Source organism: Streptomyces sp. DT224, from assembly GCF_049844595.1.
Classification (GTDB): domain Bacteria; phylum Actinomycetota; class Actinomycetes; order Streptomycetales; family Streptomycetaceae; genus Streptomyces.
In genome coordinates this window covers 780,181-798,147 of record NZ_JBNCLI010000001.1, presented here as the reverse complement: position 1 = coordinate 798,147, position 17,967 = coordinate 780,181, and the positions used below count along the sequence as shown (strand labels likewise).

Annotated in this window: 11 protein-coding genes; 8 read left to right on the top strand and 3 right to left on the bottom strand. The window is 74.1% G+C overall.

Annotated features, from left to right (window positions below; genetic code table 11):
- A complete protein-coding gene (eccB, locus tag ACLQ2N_RS03745; protein ID WP_425808907.1) occupies positions 1-1,527 on the bottom strand; it encodes a type VII secretion protein EccB in 1,527 nt (508 codons plus the stop codon).
- A 268-nt stretch (positions 1,528-1,795) separates the two neighbouring features.
- Between eccB and eccE the strand changes: the two genes are divergently transcribed.
- The 8 genes from eccE (at position 1,796) to ACLQ2N_RS03705 (ending at position 13,085) form a co-directional block, all read left to right on the top strand.
- Entirely contained in the window at positions 1,796-2,965 is a 1,170-nt protein-coding gene (gene eccE, locus ACLQ2N_RS03740; protein WP_425808905.1) for a type VII secretion protein EccE, read from the top strand.
- A complete protein-coding gene (locus ACLQ2N_RS03735) occupies positions 2,965-3,687 on the top strand; it encodes a hypothetical protein (RefSeq protein ID WP_425808903.1) in 723 nt (240 codons plus the stop codon). Before eccE ends, ACLQ2N_RS03735 begins: the two co-directional genes overlap by 1 nt.
- Positions 3,688-4,010: 323 nt before the next feature.
- Positions 4,011-6,854: an SCO5717 family growth-regulating ATPase gene (locus ACLQ2N_RS03730; RefSeq protein WP_425808901.1), complete on the top strand. Its 2,844-nt coding sequence runs from the start codon at positions 4,011-4,013 to the stop codon at positions 6,852-6,854.
- A 196-nt stretch (positions 6,855-7,050) separates the two neighbouring features.
- Positions 7,051-8,934 (top strand): ABC transporter substrate-binding protein, encoded by a 1,884-nt coding sequence (locus ACLQ2N_RS03725; RefSeq protein WP_425808899.1) that lies wholly within the window; start codon positions 7,051-7,053, stop codon positions 8,932-8,934.
- Positions 8,935-9,035: 101 nt separating this feature from the next.
- Positions 9,036-10,115, top strand: coding sequence for an ABC transporter permease (locus tag ACLQ2N_RS03720; protein ID WP_425808897.1), 1,080 nt, complete (start codon positions 9,036-9,038; stop codon positions 10,113-10,115).
- Positions 10,112-11,062 carry an ABC transporter permease gene (locus ACLQ2N_RS03715; protein WP_425808895.1) on the top strand — a complete coding sequence of 317 codons (951 nt, stop codon included), beginning with the start codon at positions 10,112-10,114 and terminating at the stop codon, positions 11,060-11,062. Before ACLQ2N_RS03720 ends, ACLQ2N_RS03715 begins: the two co-directional genes overlap by 4 nt.
- The gene (locus ACLQ2N_RS03710; RefSeq protein ID WP_425808893.1) at positions 11,059-12,087 is read left to right on the top strand and encodes an ABC transporter ATP-binding protein; all 1,029 of its coding nucleotides are present in this window, start codon (positions 11,059-11,061) and stop codon (positions 12,085-12,087) included. Before ACLQ2N_RS03715 ends, ACLQ2N_RS03710 begins: the two co-directional genes overlap by 4 nt.
- Positions 12,084-13,085, top strand: coding sequence for an ABC transporter ATP-binding protein (locus ACLQ2N_RS03705; protein ID WP_425808891.1), 1,002 nt, complete (start codon positions 12,084-12,086; stop codon positions 13,083-13,085). The genes ACLQ2N_RS03710 and ACLQ2N_RS03705 overlap by 4 nt, the downstream gene beginning before the upstream one ends.
- Before the next feature lie 47 nt (positions 13,086-13,132).
- Here ACLQ2N_RS03705 and ACLQ2N_RS03700 read toward each other — a convergent pair whose 3' ends face one another.
- Positions 13,133-14,092 carry a bifunctional riboflavin kinase/FAD synthetase gene (locus tag ACLQ2N_RS03700; protein WP_425808889.1) on the bottom strand — a complete coding sequence of 320 codons (960 nt, stop codon included), beginning with the start codon at positions 14,090-14,092 and terminating at the stop codon, positions 13,133-13,135.
- 43 nt (positions 14,093-14,135) lie between these two features.
- Positions 14,136-17,798, bottom strand: coding sequence for a trypsin-like peptidase domain-containing protein (locus ACLQ2N_RS03695; protein ID WP_425808887.1), 3,663 nt, complete (start codon positions 17,796-17,798; stop codon positions 14,136-14,138).
- Between the last annotated feature and the right edge of the window lie 169 nt (positions 17,799-17,967).

Sequence of the window (17,967 nt, the reverse complement as noted above, 5' to 3'; positions counted from 1 at the left end):
TCAGGAACCCTGCGGGCGGCGCGCGCCGGTGGTGTCGAGCCGTGGGCCGCGGGGAAGGAACTCCGACCACTCGGCGGGGACGAGGGCGGGCTTCACGTCCTCGTAGCCGAGCCGGGTCTGCGCCTCGCCGGCCCGCCCCGGAGCGTGCGGAGTGCCGCCGGCGGGGAGCGGTGAGTGCCCGGGGCCGCCGTCGCCGTTCCCCTGAACCGCGTACCGCAACCCTGTGTCCGTCACCAGGAAGAGTGATCCCTGGGGTGTGGTCTGGTGGCCCCGGACCTGGGTGTAGAGGAGCCCGCTGCCGGGGGTGACGTAGGTGCTGGTACCGCCCTCGCCGACGGCGGCGGGATACGTGGTGCCCGCCCAGGTGCTCAGGGTGGTGCGGCCCCTGTCGTCCGTCGCGCGCAGTACGGAGCAGACGGTGCTCCGGTGTGCGGTGTCGACGCGGACGGCCTTGCGGGCGGGCCAGTGCGCGGCCTGGCCGGCGAAGGGTGCCGGGTCGGGCACGAAGTCCTGGAGCCCCGCCGGGTAGGCGGTGCCGGCCTGGTCGAGGGCGGCGGTCTGCGGGGAGTTGACGATCAGCCAGGCGGTGAACTCGGAGACCGGCTGGACCCGGCCGTCGAGCACCACGTGGTACGCGGTGCCCGCGCCGTTCCTGGTCCGCAGCACCGCGCCGACACGGTTCTCGCGGGCCGACAGGTGGCCCTCGACGTGGGCGGGGGCGCCGATCTCGCCCGGGAGGACGGGGAAGGCGACGGGGCTGCCGGTGTGCAGGGTGGCGAGCCAGTCGCCGGTGACGGCTCGCGGCCGGGCGCGCCCGACCAGGGCGTCGGTGAGGTGTCCGAGGTCACCGGGCCGTTCGTCCACGCGGTATTTGGTGCCCCGGGCGTCCACGAGGTAGCGGATGCCGTGCGGGTCCTGTACGTAGAGGACCTGGCCGCCGGTGAGCCGGTCCGGGCCCTCCGTCAGCCGGTGGTCGCGGGCGGCGAGGACGAAGCCGGCCTTCCGCACACCGGCGCCTTCGCCTCCCGGCCGTACGCAGACGGCCCACCGCTTGGCGGTGCCCGCGTCCCGCTTGCCGGGGAGCCGGTCGGGGGCGTACGGGATGCCGATGACCGGTCCGCGCGGGGGGTTGCCCGCGTCCAGGATGTCGTCGGCGACCTGGACGACGCCGTGGTCGCCGGGTTCGAGCAGCAGCCGGGCGGACGCGAGGTTCAGTACGGGGTGCAGCCGGGTACGGCGATGGGCGCCCCGGCCGGTGGTGAGCACCACGTAGCGGGTGGTCGACGTCCTGCCGACGACGACCTTGGCACCGGGGCGGTCCCAGCCCTCGGGGGCGACCGGGCGGAACATGCCGTACGCGCCGAATCCGGCGAGGAGCAGGGCGCCGGTGAGCACACCGGGGAGGACGGCGCGCAGTGGGCGTGGGGCGCCCTCGTCGGAGCCGTCCGGTGAGGGCTGAAGGAAGGCGGCCAGGGCTCTTTTCTTCGCAAATGTGTACGCGTTCAGCTCGTCCCGTCGGGTCACCATGGCCCGGTCCGCCTTCCCTCTCCGCCCGCGCCGCACACCCGCGGGCGCTCACCGCACGCGCTTCGGCGGGGCTTCCCGCTGTCGGCGACCACTATGCCGCCCGTACCTGGGTGTTGTCCGAAGCCCGGTACGCTGTGCGCTTCCGCCGGAGCGTTCGGCAGGACGAGTGCGGCGCGGGTCGGAACGGCGCGGACGGGGGCAGGGCACGATGGCGGACAGGGGCGGCGCGCGGTTGAACCGGCGCGCCGGGCCGATCGGCACTTTTCGATTGCAACAGCTTGTTCTGTTCGAAGTGGCGGTGGCGGTCCTGCTGTGCGCCTGGGTCGCCGGACCCGCGCTCCTGGGCCCTGCGGGGATGACGGCCGCGCTGCTCGTGGTCCTCGCCGTCGTGCGCAGACGCCGCCGGTCCCTGCCGGCCTGGCTGGGCACGGTCGTCGCGTTCCGGGCGCGGAACCGGAGGGCCGCCTCGCGGCTGCCGGCCGCCGGACCGGGCTCCTGGTCCCCGGTGGCGCCGCTGAGCGAGTGCGTACCGGCCCTGCGCACCTGCTCGTTCACGCACCGGGACCGGCGGCCGGTGGGCATGGTCGGCGACGGCACACACCTCACCGTGGTGGTGCGGGTGGACGCGGACGACACGGTGTTGCGGGCGGACCGGACCGTGCGTCCGCTGCCACCGGGGCTCGTCCGGGACGTGATGGACGTCGACGGCATCCGCCTGGAATCGGCACGGATCGTGCAGCACACCCGGCCCGCCCCCGCCCCGCACCTGCCCGGTGACGCGGTCGCCGCGCTCAACTACGCGCCGCTCCAGGCCCGTACGGGGTCACCGGCGGTGCGGATCACCTGGGTCACGCTGACGCTCGACCCCGAGCTCTGCCCGGAGGCCGTGCGCATGCGGGGCGGCGGCCCGGCCGGGGCGCGGCGGTGCCTGTTGCGGGCGGCCGACCAGTTGTCCGGCCGGCTGGCCGGGGCCGGGTTCGGCGCGACGGTGCTGACGGAGCAGGAGCTCGGTGCCGCGCTCGCCGCCGCCGCCTGCGCGGACCCCACGACGGCCCCCCGCGCCGACGGGTCCCTGCGGCCCGCCCGCCGCACGCGGGAGACCTCGCGGACGTGGAGCTGCGACGGGCGCCGGCACACCGCGTACTGGGTGCGCCGGTGGCCGCGCTCCGGCGATGCGCCGATGCCCCGGCTGGTCGCGCTGCTCACCTCCGTACCGGCGCTGGCCACGACGTTCAGCCTGACGCTGGCGCGGGGCGACCGGCAGGAGGTCGCCGCCGCCGGTTACCTGCGGATCAGCGCGCGCACCGATGAGGAACTCCGTTCCGCGCGAAGGGAATTGGAGCGCGTGGCACGCGCGGTGCGGGTCTCGCTCGTACGCCTGGACCGCGAGCAGCTGCCCGGAGTGCTCGCCACGCTCCCGCTCGGCGGGGCCCGCTGATGGCGGCGGCGCGCGGACGGGTGCGGGGCCGGCTGGGTTTCGGTCCGGTCGGCCCGCGCCGGCGGCGGTACACGATCGGCCCCGAGCAGCTGGCTTCGCTGGAGATGCCGGTGGGCGACGACGGGGTGGTGATCGGCGTGGACGAGGAGGGCTTCCCCGCCGTACTCGGCCTCAACCGCCCTTCCTCGTACGACGTCACACTCGTCGGCGGGCTGTGGACGGCGCAGGTGCTCGCGCTGCGGGCAGCGGCGACGGGTGCGCGGATCGCGGTGGAGACGGGGCGCGCGCACGCCTGGGCCGGCCTGGTCCGGGCCGCCGCCGGCAGCGGATGCGTCGCGCTGCACGAGGTCGGCCGGGTGCCGCCGCTGGGCCCGTCGGCGGCCTCGCCGGTCGTCGTCGTACGGGACTGCGGCATGCGTCCGCCGCCCGGGCGGGCCGTGTCCGGGCCGTGGCAGTCGGTGCTGACCCTGTTGCCGTATCTGGGGCCGGCCGCGCCCGCACTGACGGAGAAGGCTTCGCTGGTGGGCGTGCAGCGGGTGTCACCCGGTGAGGCGGAGACGGCCGGGCGCCTCCTGAGGCTGCCGGCCGGCGCGGTGCGCGCGCTGCCCGCCCTGGCGGACGGGGTCACCCTCTGGTGCACGCGGCGGGAGAGCCGGCTGGTGACGACCCGGGCGACCGACGTGGAGACGGGACTCCTGGGCGCCGCGCGCCGGGTGGACTGACGGGCGTACACCTGGCGGATGCAAGGGCGCGCTCCGGGCGCGACTGACGGAATTCCGATGCAGTTGTGCCTGTTTGACCGCTTTGGGTTTCACTCCCTGTCGCACTCAGTCCACTTGGGTGCACTACGTGACGTACGGGACAGCTTTCACGGCGCTGTACGGCCTGCCGTGGCGGGGCCCATGGCGATTAGGCTGGGTCCGGACGCGGCGGAGAACCTGTGGGCAGGCCATGTGCGTCCCAGGGGGAGAGCCGGGCGGTTCGCGTTGCGGGAACGCCCCCACCCACCACGGCACAAGGGTGCTCGACCACACCAGGAGGCAAAGTGAACGGCGATCGGGACGAGATGCGCGGGGGCTGGGACAAGCCTGTCGACGAGTCGTCCGACGCGGAGCCCGCCGAGACGACGGGTGAGTTCACCATCGACTACACCCCGCCCGCCTGGTACACGCAGAACGCGCCGGGCGACTCCTCGGGCGGCACCGGTACGCCGCCGGCATCGCCCCCGCCGCCGAGCGGGGACCCGGTGCCGCTGCCGCCGCCCCCGGCGCACCGCGGCTTCGACCCCGACCGGACCCCTGCCCCGCCGGACACCGGCGACCTCGACAGCGGCGCCACCATGCGCTTCTCGGCCTCCGCGCTGAAGCGGGAGATCGAGGAGCGGGAACGTGCGGAGCACGAGGCGGAGGCGGACGCCGAGGCGGCGGGCAGCGACGCGCCGTCCGGTGCCGACGACGCGTCCGAGGCCACCGGCGCCGTTTCGGACGACGCGGCGGCGGGTACGTCCGGCGCGGACCAGGAGGAGTCCTGGGACGACGTCCTGGGAAGGGTCTTCGACTTCGAGCCCGAGGTGGCGAAGGACAGCCCGACGCCCGCGGACGCGACCGGAAGCGCCTCCGCGGCCGAGGAAGGCGGGGAGAGCGACAAGGCCGGCCTCACGTCGGCCGGCGCGCCCTCGGAGCCGTACAGCCTGAAGCCGCACGACGCGGAACCGTCGCAGGCCGCGCCCTCCGAAGCCGCGCCTTCCGGCGCCGCGTCCTCCGACGAGGCCCCCGCGGTCTCCGGCGAGGCGGACTCCCCCGAGCCGGCCGACGAGGCTCCGGCGACCGACGCCACCTCGGACGCGGCACCCCGCGACGTCCCGGCGGACGGCGCGCCGCAGAACGCCTCGCCGTCCCCCTGGGCACCGGCCGCCCCCTCGCAGGGCGGTCTCCCGCCGCTGCCGCCCGCCTTCCAGCCGGCCGCCCAACAGCCGCAGGCACCGCAGCCGCAGGCACCGCAGCCCGAGCCGGCCCGGCCCCAGGTGTCCCAGCCCCAGCCCCAGCCCTCCGCCCCGCAGTCCGGCTACGGCTTCCCCCGGCAGGCACCGCAGCCGCACCAGCCGGAACTTCAGCCCCAGCAGCCCCTCCCGGCCGCCAACCTCCCGGCACAGCGCCCGCAACCGCCCGCGTCGCAGAGCCCTCAGGCACCCCAGAGCCCTCAGGCACCCCAGCCGCAGGCCCCCTGGTCCGCACAGCAGCAGCCCCAGTCGGCACAGCAGCCACAGCCCCAGCCCCAAAGCGGCTACGGCTTCCCGCAGGGCACCCAGCCCCCGGCCCAGGGCGCCCCCGCACAAGGCACCCCGGCACCCACCGCCGACGCCGGCACCCCGAACCTCCCCGCGCAGGTCCAGCCGGAGCCGCAGCCGCAGCCGCAGCAGCCCGTCGACCCCCGGGCCGGCACCTCATGGCCCACCCCCGCCCCCCGCGATCCGCGTGCTGCGGGCGGCGCCCCGCTGGGGTACACGGCGGCCGTGGAGCTCACCTCCGACCGGCTCATCCGGGGCAAGCAGAAGACCCGGAGCAGCCGCAACCCCTCGGGCGCCTCGCGCTTCAAGCTGGGCGGGAAGAAGGAGGAGCAGGAGAGGCAGCGCAAGCTGGAGCTCATCCGTACGCCGGTGCTCTCCTGCTACCGGATCGCGGTGATCAGCCTCAAGGGCGGCGTCGGCAAGACCACGACGACCACCGCACTCGGCGCGACCATGGCCAGCGAGCGGCAGGACAAGATCCTCGCGATCGACGCCAACCCGGACGCCGGCACGCTGGGCCGCCGGGTGCGCCGCGAGACCGGCGCGACCATCCGCGACCTGGTGCACGCGATCCCGCACCTCAACTCGTACATGGACATCCGGCGGTTCACCTCGCAGGCGCCCTCCGGGCTGGAGATCATCGCCAACGACGTGGACCCGGCGGTCTCCACGGCCTTCAACGACGAGGACTACCGGCGCGCGATCGACGTGCTCGGCAAGCAGTACCCGATCATCCTCACGGACTCGGGGACCGGTCTGCTGTACAGCGCGATGCGCGGTGTGCTGGACCTGGCCGATCAGCTGATCATCGTCTCGACGCCCTCGGTCGACGGCGCGTCCAGTGCGTCCACGACCCTGGACTGGCTGTCGGCACACGGGTACGCGGAGCTGGTCCAACGGTCCATCACCGTGATCTCCGGCGTCCGCGAGACCGGCAAGATGATCAAGGTCGACGACATCGTGCAGCACTTCCGGACGCGCTGCCGCGGGGTGGTCGTCGTGCCGTTCGACGAGCACCTTTCGGCCGGTGCGGAGGTCGACCTCGACATGATGCGGCCGAAGACCCGGGAGGCGTACTTCGACCTCTCCGCCCTGGTCGCCGAGGACTTCGCGCGCGCCCAGCAGCAGCAGGGGCTGTGGACGGCGGACGGCAGCGGCCCGCCGCCGCGGTACGCCCCGCCGCTGCCGGGCCAGCAGATCCCCGGACAGCAGATCCCCGGACAGCAGGCCCCGGGCCAGCAGCCGTACGCACCCCAGCAGCCCCAGCAGCCACAGCACCCCGGCCAACCCCAGTACCCCGGACAGCCGTACGCGCCGCAGCAACCCGGTCAGCCCTACCCGCAGCCCCAACAGCCGCACCCGCAGCAGCCGTACGGCGGCCAGCAGCCCTACGCCCCGCAGCCGGGCCCCGGCGCCGGGCAGACCTGGCAGCAGCAGCCGGACCGGACCCAGCAGCCGTACCAGCAGCCCCCGGCCCAGGCCCGGCCGCACCCCCAGGCCGACCAGCCAGGACAGCCCGACCAGCCAGGACATGCCGAGCTGCACGGTCCCGTACCGCCCGCCGGATGGCAGCAGGAGCCTCCGCCAGCGCCTCAGCAGTAAGGCGTCAGAGGTCTGAACCAATGAGGGTCCGCATCGCCTCCGCGATGCGGACCCTTTTGGCATATCCGCAGACCACACGCCGTTTCGAGGACCGTTGACGTGGCTCGACCACCGCTGATAGACCTTCGCAACACCAGTCGGCGAACCGAAGTTCAACCAGCCTTCCCGTGCGAGTCATGACACGAGGTCCCAGACCATGGTCGTAAGAGTTCTGTCCTCCTCCGCCCCGCCACGCTCACGTCTGCGTGTCCTCCTGGCCTCCGGTGCCGCCGCCCTCGCTCTCGCGGCCGCGTCCGTCGTGCCGGGAATGCCCCTCGGGGCCGCGCCCCAGCAGGCGCAGGCCGCCGACAGTGGTGGCAAAGCCGACACGACACTCACCGTCGCGGTCGCGCAGAGCGTCGACTCCCTGAGCCCGTTCCTCGCCCAGAAGCTTCTGAGCACCAGCGTCTCGCGGCTCATGTACGACTTCCTGACGAACTACGACGCCAAGGACAACCACGCCGTCCCCGGCCTGGCGACCAAGTGGGAACCCTCCGCCGACAAGCTGACGTGGACGTACACCATTCGGACCGATTCCAAGTGGTCCGACGGGCAGCAGGCGACCGCCGAGGACGCCGCCTGGACGTTCAACAAGATCATGGACGACGAGGCCGCGGCCCAGGCCAACGGCAGCTTCGTCACCAACTTCAAGAAGGTCACGGCGCCCAGCCCCACCAAGCTGGTCATCGAGCTCAAGGAGCCGCAGGCCACCATGGCCGCGCTCGACGTGCCGATCGTGCCGAAGCACGTGTGGGAGAAGGTCGGCGACTTCTCGAAGTTCAACAACGACACGAAGTTCCCCGTCGTCGGCAACGGCCCGTTCATCCTGACGGACTACAAGGTCGACCAGTACGTGAAGCTCAAGGCCAACAAGGACTTCTGGCGCGGGGCGCCCAAGTTCGACGAGCTGGTCTTCAAGACGTACAAGGACCAGGACGCCGCCGTCGCCGCCCTCCGCAAGGGTGAGGTCTCCTTCGTCGCCGGTTCGCCGGCGCTGACCCCCGCTCAGGCGAACTCGCTCAAGGGCGAGAAGAACATCAAGGTCAACGAGGGTCCCGGCCGCCGCTTCTACGCGCTGGCCACCAACCCCGGCGCGCAGACCAAGGACGGCAAGAAGTTCGGCAACGGCAACAAGGCGCTGCTCGACCGGAAGGTGCGCCAGGCGCTGTTCCTGTCGATCGACCGCGAGACGATCATCGACAGGGTGTTCCAGGGGCACGCCGTCGAGGGCAAGGGCTACATCCCGCCGCGCTTCTCGGCGTACGCCTGGGAGCCCTCCGCCGACCAGGCGCTGGGCTACGACCCCGACAAGGCGGCGAAGCTGCTGGACGAGGCGGGCTACAAGCTCAAGGGCGACCAGCGCGTCGGCAAGGACGGCAAGCCGCTCGACCTGCGCATCCTGTGCCACGCCACCGACCCGAACGACAAGGCGGTCGGCAAGTACCTGAAGGAGTGGTGGGGCAAGCTCGGCATCGGACTGAAGGTCGACTGCCTGGACGACGTCTCCGTGCCCTGGTACGCCGGTGAGTACGACCTCGCCTTCGACGGCTGGTCGGTCAACCCGGACCCGGACTTCGTCCTCGGCATCCACACCTGCGCCGCCCTGCCCACCAAGGCCAAGGCGAGCGCGGCCACCGACAACTTCATCTGCGACAAGACGTACGACGAGCTCTACAAGAAGCAGCTCGCCGAGTACGACCCCGCGAAGCGGGCAAAGATCGTCGGGCAGATGCAGTCCTGGCTGTACGACTCCGGGTACATGAACGTGATGGCCTACCCGAACGCGGTCGAGGCGTACCGCACCGACCAGATCAAGTCGATCACGACCATGCCCGAGGCGGCCGGCAACATCTACGGCCAGGACGGCTACTGGAGCTGGTGGTCGGCCGTGCCGGCGAGCGGCAACGGCGGCTCGGAGGGCAGCAGCTCGGACTCCTCCAGCGGTGTGATCATCGGAATCGTGGTGGCGGTCGTGGTCCTCGCAGGTGGCGGGTTCCTGATCTCGCGGCGCCGCCGCACCACCGCGGACGATCGCGAGTAGGTTCTCGAACGGGATGTGAGGAACCGGCCGGCGCGGGTGCGGTAGCCAGACCCGCGCCGGCCGGTTCTTTCCAGGAACGACACGAGTAACGAGAGTTCCCCATGACAGCTGACAGCACTCCGGCGCTCGTGCAACCGGCGGACGCGGCCACGGGCGGCCCTCCGGCCGGCCCCTCGGCCGCACGCGGTCCACGGGCGCGCAACACCACGGCCTATCTGAAATACGTGGCCGCCAAGATCGCGGGCGCCGTCGTCTCGCTGTTCGCGGTTCTGGTCACCAGCTTCTTCCTGTTCCGGCTCATTCCGAGCGACCCGGTCAAACAGATGACGGGCGGCCGGCGCGTTTCGGCCGAACAGCTGGAGTCGATGCGTCATCAGTTCGGGCTCGACCAGCCGATGTGGCAGCAGTTCACCAGCTACATCGGGGACGCGCTCACCGGCGACTTCGGTGACTCGTTCGCATACCACGCACCGGTCATCGACAAGATCGTGGAGAAACTGCCGGCGACGCTGCTGCTCACCGGCACCGCCTACGTCCTCTACAGCATCATCGGCATCTGGCTCGGCACCCGCACCGCCTGGCGCAACGGCTCGGCCGGCGACCGGTTCAACACGGCGCTCGCGCTCACACTGTACTCGGTGCCGTCGTTCTGGCTCGGGCTGCTCCTGATCATCGTCTTCTCGGTCGGCGTCGGCCCGATCCCGGGCATGTTCCCGACGGGCGGGATGTCGTCGGGCGACACGAGCGGCCTCGACTACGTCATCGACGTGGCGCATCACATGGTGCTCCCGGTCATCACCCTGGTGGCGGTCGGGTACGCGCAGACGCTGCTGGTGATGCGGTCCTCGCTGCTGGACGAGATGGGCAGCGACTACCTGACGACCGCGCGCGCCAAGGGGCTGCGGGACGACGTCGTGCGCCGCAAGCACGCCGTGCCCAACGCGATGCTGCCCACCTTCACGCTGATGTTCGTCAACCTGGGGCAGGTGGTCGCCGGGCAGATCCTGGTGGAGACCGTGTTCTCCTGGCCGGGCCTCGGCTCCCTCTTCTACCAGGGCCTCAGCACCCCCGACCTGCCACTCGTCCAGGGCCTGTTCTTCGTCTTCGCCACCGCGGTGATCCTGGCGAACACCCTGGCCGATGTGCTGTATCCGCTGCTCGATCCCCGGGTGGGCCGATGACCACGACCGATTCCATGCCCACGCCGGCCCCGGCGCCGGCCCCGCCCGAGCCCGTCCGGAGCGCCCGCGCCCTGGCCCGGGCCCGCAAACGCCAGTCGGCCGCCCGCTTCTGGCGGGAGTACCGCCGCCACAAGGGCGGCATGTGGGGCCTGGCCGGCCTGGTCGTGATCGCGCTGATCGCCCTGGCCGCGCCCCAGCTCGTCGGCGCCGACTCGGAGAGCGTCACCGAGGCGTCCGGCGGCGCGCTCGAATCGCCGAGCGGTGCGTATCCGCTCGGCACCGACCAGTTCGGGCGCAGCGTGCTCGCGCTCCTGGTGTGGGGCGCGCGCGTCTCGCTGACCGTGGGGCTGCTCGCGGCGTTCCTGTGCGTCGCCATCGGCACGATCGTGGGCATCGTCGCGGGTCACTTCCGCGGCTGGTACTCGACGGTGCTGATGCGGGTGACCGACTGGTTCCTGGTGATGCCGACGCTGGTCCTCGCGGTCGCCCTCGCCTCGGTGATGGACCGCTCCCTGTGGACCATCGTCATCGCGATCGGCGTCACGACCTGGCCGACCACCGCTCGCCTGGTGCGGGCGCAGACCCTCGCCGTGGAGTCCCGCCCGTACATCGAGCGCGCCCGCGCGCTGGGCGGCGGCCACGGCCACATCATGCTCCGGCACGTCCTGCCGAATGTGATGCCGCTGGTGCTCGCCCAGACCACGCTGACCATCTCCAACGCGATCCTGAGCGAGGCCACGCTGGCCTTCCTCGGCCTCGGCGACCCGACCATCACCTCCTGGGGCAGCATGCTCCAGGACGCGCGCGCCGCGGGGGCGGTGAGTGCCGGCGACTGGTGGTACCTGGCACCGCCCGGTATCGCCATCGCCCTGGTGGCCCTGGCGTTCACGCTGTGCGGCCGCGCGATCGAGTCCGTCCTCAATCCCAAGCTGGGGGTGGCCCGTTGAGCACGACGAGCATCCGCAAGGCGCCTCTTCTGGAGGTACGCGACCTGACCGTGACGTACGCCGGAGGGGCGCAGGCCGTCCGCGGCGTGAACCTCCGGGTCGAGGCCGGGCGCAAGCTGGGCATCGCCGGGGAGTCCGGCTGCGGCAAGTCCACACTGGCGCTGGCCCTGCTGCGGCTGCTGCCCGCGGGGACGAAGGTGACCGGCGAGATCCTGCTGAACGGCGAGGACGTCCTCGCGATGAAGTGGGGCCAGGTCCGGGCTGTGCGCTGGGCGGGCGCGTCGATCGTCTTCCAGGGCGCGATGCACTCGCTGAACGCGGTGCACCGCATCGGGGACCAGATCGCCGAGCCGATCCTGCTGCACCGGAAGACGACCCCGGCGGCGGCCCGGAAGCGCGCCGGTGAGCTGCTGGAACAGGTCGGGCTGCCCGCGGCCCGGGCGGACGCCTATCCGCACGAGCTGTCCGGCGGGCAGCGGCAGCGCGTGATGATCGCGATGGCGCTGGCCTGCGACCCGGGCCTGATCATCGCCGACGAGCCGACGACGGCCCTGGACGTGATGATCCAGGCCCAGATCCTGCGCCTGATCGAGCAGCTGGTCTCCGAGCAGGACCTCGGCCTCGTCATGATCAGCCACGACCTGGCGGTGCTGTCCGACACCTGCGACCGGCTCGCCGTGATGTACGCGGGCCGGGTCGTCGAGGAGGGCCCCGCCTCCGAGGTCTACGAGAGCGCGCACCACCCCTACAGCAGGGCCCTGTCGGGCGCCTTCCCGCGCATCGGGGACCCGTCGTCCCGGTTCGCGCCGCAGGGCCTGCCCGGCGACCCGCCCGACCCGTCGGCGCTGCCGGCCGGCTGCACCTTCCACCCGCGCTGCGCGCTGGCCCTGGACTCCTGCTCCACGCTGGACCAGGAGTTGCGGGATGCCGGCCCCGGGCGGCAGGCCGCGTGCGTGCTGGTGGGTCCGGAGGGGGCGGCGGCGCCGGTCCTGCCGGGCGCCGAGGAAGCGAGGAGCACATCATGACGACGACCCCCGTGGACCTGCTCAGCGCGCAGGGGCTCCGGATCACCTTCCCCGGCCGGCACGGGGCCGAGCCGGCGCGTGCGGTGGACGGGGTGGATCTGGACATCAGGCCCGGCGAGATCGTGGCCCTGGTCGGCGAGTCGGGGTGCGGCAAGACGACGCTGGCCCGCTCCCTGCTGGGCCTGGTCCCGCCCACGGCCGGACAGATCACGTTCGACGGGAAGCCGCTGGACTACGGGAGCCGGGCGCTCAAGGCGTACCGCAAGCGCGCCCAGCTGGTCCTCCAGGACCCCAGCGGCTCGCTGAACCCGCGCCACACGGTCTACGACGCGGTGGCCGAAGGGCTGCGCATCCACGGCTACGCGGGCGACGAGCGGCAGGCGGTGCACGACGCGCTGTCGCGGGCCGGGCTGCGTCCGCCGGAGCGGTTCTTCCTGCGCTATCCGCACGAGCTGTCGGGCGGTCAGCGTCAGCGCGTCGTGATCGCGGGGGCGCTGGTCCTGGAGCCGGAGCTGATCGTGGCGGACGAGCCGGTGGCCTCGCTGGACGCGTCGGTGCGCGGCGAGATCCTGGCGCTGCTGCTGCGGCTGCGCGAGGAGCTGGGGCTCTCCGCGCTGGTCGTGACGCACGACCTCGGTCTGGCGTGGAACATCGCGGACCGGGTCGCGGTGATGTATCTGGGCCGCATCGTGGAGACGGGTGACGTCGAGCAGATCCTGACGGCCCCGCGCCATCCGTACACCCAGGCGCTGCTGTCGGTGCTGCCGGAGGCGCCGGGCGATCCGGTGGTGCTGACGGGTGAGCCGCCGGACCCCTCCCGGGTGCCGTCCGGCTGCCGCTTCCACGCCCGCTGCCAGGTGCTGGCCTCCGGCGAGGCGGAGCGGGCGGGCGTCGCGGACGCGTGCCGTACGCAGGACCTGCCGGTCCTGTCGGGCGGCGGGGAGACGCAGGTGGCGTGTCACTGGGCCACCGCGAAGGTCACCGCGCCGACTGCCTGAGGGGCGGTACGGGTTTCCCGGCCGAGCGGGCCGGGAAACCCGCGCGGTCAGTCCTGTCCGGCCTCGGCGGCGGCGACCAGCTCGCCGCACCGCTTCACGTCGGCGGCCATCGCCACCAGCAGGTCGTCGATCGTGTCGAACTTCAGCATCCCGCGTACGTACGCCAGGAAGTCCACGGCCACGTGCAGCCCGTACAGGTCGAGGCCGACGCGGTCGATGGCGTACGCCTCCACGGTGCGCTCGGTGCCGTCGAACTGCGGGTTGGTGCCGACCGAGATCGCGGCGGGCATCGCCTCGCCGTTCGCGTGCAGCCAGCCCGCGTAGACGCCGTCGGCGGGGATCGCTGTGTGCGGGAGGGTTTCGACGTTCGCGGTGGGGAAACCGAGCTCGCGGCCGCGCTGCGCGCCCCGGACGACGACGCCCTCGACGCGGTGCGGGCGCCCCAGGATCTCGGCGGCCCCGGCCACGTCCCCCTCGGCCACCAGGCGCCGGGTGAGCGTGGAGGAGAACGGCTCGCCGCCGCCGGCCTCGCCGCTCACCCGCAGGTCGATGACCTCGACGCGGTAGTCGTGCTCGGCGCCCAGCTCGGCCAGCAGCTCGACGTTCCCCGCGGCCTTGTGGCCGAAACGGAAGTTGGGGCCCTCGATGACCAGCTGGGCGTGCAACTTGTCGACCAGCACCTTCGCGATGAAGTCGGCCGGGGCGAGCCGCGAGAACTCCGTGGTGAACGGCAGGATCAGCATCGCGTCCACGCCCAGCTCCGCCATCAGCTCGGCGCGGCGGTGGTGCGGGGCGAGCAGCGGCGGGTGGCTGCCGGGCCGGACGACCTCACTGGGGTGCGGGTCGAAGGTCACGACGACCGACGGCACGCCCAGTTCGCGCGCCCGCTCGACGGCGCGCCCGATGATCAGCTGGTGTCCGCGGTGCACCCCGTCGTACGAGCCGATGGTGACGACGCTGCGCCCCCAGTCCTGGGGGATGTCCTCCAAGCCTCGCCAGCGCTGCACTCTGACCGCTCCTCGCCCGAACCTGTGTACGTGGATTTCTCGCTTACGCAGGTCTAAGACTGCCATGCTCACGCCCTGCGGCCTGCATCGGCATGGGCATCGGAGCCCTCAGCGCCTCAACCGTGCGGCGTGCGCTGGGCCCGACGACGGCCGCCCACTCCTGCGGTGCCCCGGCCAGCCAGCCCGCGACCAGCGCGCCGAACCCGGGCACCTCGCGGACCAGCGCGACGAGCCGCCGGTCGAACAGGGCGGCCCCTTCCGGGGTACGCACGAGGAGCATCCCGGTCCGGTGCACCAGCGCCCTGGTGCGCACCGGCGACCGCCTCGCGCACCCGGCCGCGGCGGCCCGCAGCAGGGCCTCCAGGACCACCGGGTCCGGGGTCCCCCCGCGCTGCTCGGCGTCCAGCAGCACCTCCAGGAGCTCGTCGCGGGCGGGCTGCGACGCGGGGCTGCCGGGCGAGGCGAGCACCGCGGCCAGCGAGCCCCGGACCGGCGCCGCCGCCGGAGGGTCCCGGAGCAGCGCGGTGAGCAGCGGCAGCAGCAGGGCGCGCGCGGCGGGCCCGTGTTCCAGGCGTCGGTCGAGGTAGGCGGCGGTGTGCGCCGTGTCCTCCGGGTGGCCCGCGGCGTAGGCGCGTACGAGTCCGGCGGCGTGCAGCGCGAGCTCCGGGGCGTCGATCCCGGCCAGGGCCCGCAGCACCTCGCCGGCGCCCTGGTCCGGCCGTGCGAGCCGGTCCCGGTAGGCGGTCACCACGATGTCGGCGTGCGTGGGCAGGGCGGCGGCGAGCGCGGTGGCGGGCACGCGCACGTCCTGCGGGCCCTCGGCGACGAAGGCCCGGACGGCCTGCGGGAGGTAGCGGGCCCGGGTGCGGGGGTCCGCGACGAGCAGGGCGAGGACCGGCCCGTGCAGCTCACTGTCGGCCGGGCGGGCCAGCACCGCGAGCGCGGCCCGGCGCACCCGGTCGCGGTCCGCGTCCAGGGTCAGGCGGGGGGCGACGAGCGTCGCGTACGAGACGGCGGCGACCCGGCGCGCGCGCCGGTCCTCGTCCCCGGCCCACCGCTCGACGGCCCGGCACAGCACGCCGGGCTCGTCCTCGGCGAGGGCGGCGAGCAGCTCGTCGGCCCGGGGGTGCCCGGCGTCGGCGAGCGCGTCGGTCAGGTCATCGGCGGCGAGGTCCCGGCGGGCGTACAGCAGGGCCTGTGCGGCGGCGGCGACGGTGGGACGCCCGGGAACGGCGTCCGCGGGCCGCTCCTTCGCACCGTCCTCGTCGTCGACGGGCGGCTCCGCCCCGGCGGCCGGCAGCGGGCGCTCGTCCGTGAACCAGGCGCACAGGAGGGGCTGCACCGTACGCGGATGGGCGGCGAGCCGCCGGGCGACGGCGTCGAGGAACCGCGCGTCGCCGTCCCCCTCCCCCGGCGGCCCGTCCGCCGGCACCAGACGGCGGAGGAGGTCCATCCGGTCCGCCTCGGGAAGCCGCAGCCTCCGCCAGAACCAGGGCCCGAACTCCGCATGCGCCCCGCGCGCCCCTCCCCCGCCCGCCTCGGCGGAACTCCGCACGACCCGCCCGGCGAGCAGTCGCAGCACACCGAGGTACGGGCGGGCGTCGGGCACCCTCAGCAGCGTCTCGGCGAGCAGGTGCGCGGCCCACCAACGCGGGTCGGAGAGAGGCAGGGCCGACTCGCCGTCGACCGCATCCGGCAGCCGGTCCAGCGCCTCGATGAGGTCCGCCAGCCGATGGGCCAGCGCGGCCGTGCCCTGGCGGCGGGACAGCAGGAGCAGGGCCTGGATCACCGGGCCGATCCGGTGCCGGGGCACGGGCAGGCTGCGCGGTCCGGCCGGAGCCGGGTGCTCAACGGGTTCGCCCCGGCGGGGGCGCGGCACCCGGGCGCCGTCCTCCGCCGGCTCCGCGTGCCACCGGTGCACCAGCGCCCGCAGGGCCGCGTCCAGATCGAGGTGCGTGCTCTGGATCCAGTCCCCCACCTCCTCGTGGGCGAAGCGGTAGCCGGCGCCGGCCGGGACGAGGAGCCCTTCGGTGAGGACCGCCGGGGCCCACCCCGTACGCCAGGGGAACAGCTCCTCGAAGGCGGCCCGGTCCAGCTCGCCCTGGCCGGGTCCGAGGCAGCGGCGGGCCGCCTCGTGGACCTGTCCGGCCACCCGGGCCGCCAGGCGCCGCACCGCGGTCGGTCCGGGGCGGCTCCCGGCGGCGATGCGAACGGCGACGCGCAGGCACATCAGGTCGAGGTGGGCGGCGAAGACCTCCTCCTTGCCGGGACGCCCGGGCGTGCCCGGCGGCAGGGCCTCGCGTACCTCGGCGAGCAGGCGGAGGGTCAGCGGGTGCCGGTCGTGGCCGGCGGCGAGGGCGTCGGGCGGGAGGCCGAGCCCTTCCCGGGCCCGTTCGGCCTGGCCGGCGGTGAAGTCGGTGACGCGGACCGCCGGAGGCAGCCGCCGGGCGGGCTCGGAAGGGCGGTGCAGGGCCTCGGGCGGGTAGAGCGCGCCGGCCGTCTCCCAGTGCTCGGGGCGGCAGCCGACGACGAGGCGGACGCCGTTCTCGCGGAGCCAGCGGGCCGTGCCGGTGGTCCAGTCGGCGAGCCGGTGGGCCAGGACGGGCGGCATCTCCTCCGGGGCGTCCAGCAGGACCAGCAGCGGGACGCCGGAGCCCGTGGCCAGCCGGGCCACCCGCTCGGGCGTGGCGCTCGCCATGTCGCCCCGGGCCCCCGCGGCGCCGACGATCCGCCCGGCCTGCCGGAGCGTGCGCGCGACGGCGTCGGCGACGGAGGTGTCGTCCGCGAGGAGGTCGGCGCCGCGCAGCCACAGCGTGGGCGCGGGCACCGGGCCCGTCGCCCGGCGCGCGGCGATCGCGGCGAGCTCGGTGGTGCGGCCGGTGCCCGGCTCTCCGACGAGACCGAGGACCACGGGCGGTTCCCCGGGTCCGGCCGCCGCGTGGGGTCCGGCCGCCGCGAACGCCTCGGACTCGGCGCGGACGTCGGGCCGCTCCACCGGCTCGTGGCGCTCGCCCCGGCCGCCCGCCGAGCCGACGGACATGGCGGTGAGCTGGAGGGCGCCGGCGAGGTTGAGATCGGGGCCGTAGCCGGGGACGGTCGCCGCGTTGCGCCGCAGCAGCTCGCCCAGCGGCCCGTCGGCGGGTGCCCCGGCCAGCGGCGACGCACAGCCGGCGGTGGCGTGGGAGGCGCGCAGGGCGAGCCCGAGGACGGCGATGACGGCCCCGCTGTCCGGGTCGAGCACGGGCCCGCCCACCGCCGCGCCGCCCAGCCGGAGCGCGTCGCTGCCGTCCGTGCCCAGGGCCAGTTCCAGGGCCCGGTCGATGCGGTGGGTGCGGCCGCGGCTGGTGTACGTGACCGGCGTGCGGCCCAGGACGCGCGCCTCGCGCAGACCGTGCGCGGCGACCGTCACATACGTACCGGGGTCGATGCGCTCCCGTACGCGGATGGGCAGCGGCCGTACGCCCAGGGTGTCGGGGCCGCCGGTGGACAGGAGCGCGAGGTCCCATTCGGGCACGGGGGTGATGTCGGCGGCGTCGACGCGGCGGCTGCGGCCGTCCGTACCGTGCAGCAGGAGGTGCGGAAGGCCGTCGACCGCCTCGTGGCTGGTGACGACCGTGCCCCGGTCGTCGGCGACGAAGCCGGTCCCCCGCGGCCGGCCGGCCGGATCGCACAGTCGTACCAGCGTCACCCGGTCCCCGCATCCCATGATCCGACGGTAGGCCGCCGAAGATCCCCGCGCGGACCACTCCGGGCGAAAGCGCCCCCGTCACCCCCCTGATTCACTCCGAGCGCCTGCCCGTTGGGGTGAATCAGGGGCGTTCGGTGGACAGAAAGGGGTGGGGGATCGTGGAGCGGGCACCCGGGGGCTCTGCCCG